Raw genomic sequence first — 387 nt, forward strand, 5'->3', positions numbered from 1 at the left:
CACCAACCCCGCCCCACCAGCCCCAGCTCAGCGGACTGATCTTCAGTCCCCTGCCACGCTCGCCAAAACCTTCCCCACGGGTTGGCAAAAACCCCGCCTTCTGTCGAAGTCTTGACGGAACTTCCGCCCACCCCAAAGGTGTGTCACATCCACCCCCGACACAAGAGGGTTACATGCAACGCAGGGTCCAGCCGACGAGCGAAGCGGTCCGCGCGGCGAACCGCGCCCGCGTCGTGGACATCCTGCGTCGCTCCGGAAGCGCCACGCGCGCCGAGTTGGTCAGCGGCACCGGCCTCTCCCGCGCGACGGTCTCCAGCCTGATCGGCGAGCTCGCCGACCGCGGCCTGGTCTCCGAACTCCCCCAACCCGCCGCCGACACCCCCGGCC

The 387-nt window shown here is 69.3% G+C and carries 1 protein-coding gene; it reads left to right on the forward strand.

All coding sequences use genetic code 11. The features are described from left to right. Window positions 1–173: 173 nt before the first annotated feature. Window positions 174–387, forward strand: a 214-nt coding sequence (locus tag GWK61_RS55560; RefSeq protein ID WP_194922415.1) for a helix-turn-helix transcriptional regulator, incomplete at its 3' end; no start/stop codon positions are given.

The organism is Catenulispora rubra (assembly GCF_015356825.1).
GTDB lineage: Bacteria > Actinomycetota > Actinomycetes > Streptomycetales > Catenulisporaceae > Catenulispora > Catenulispora rubra.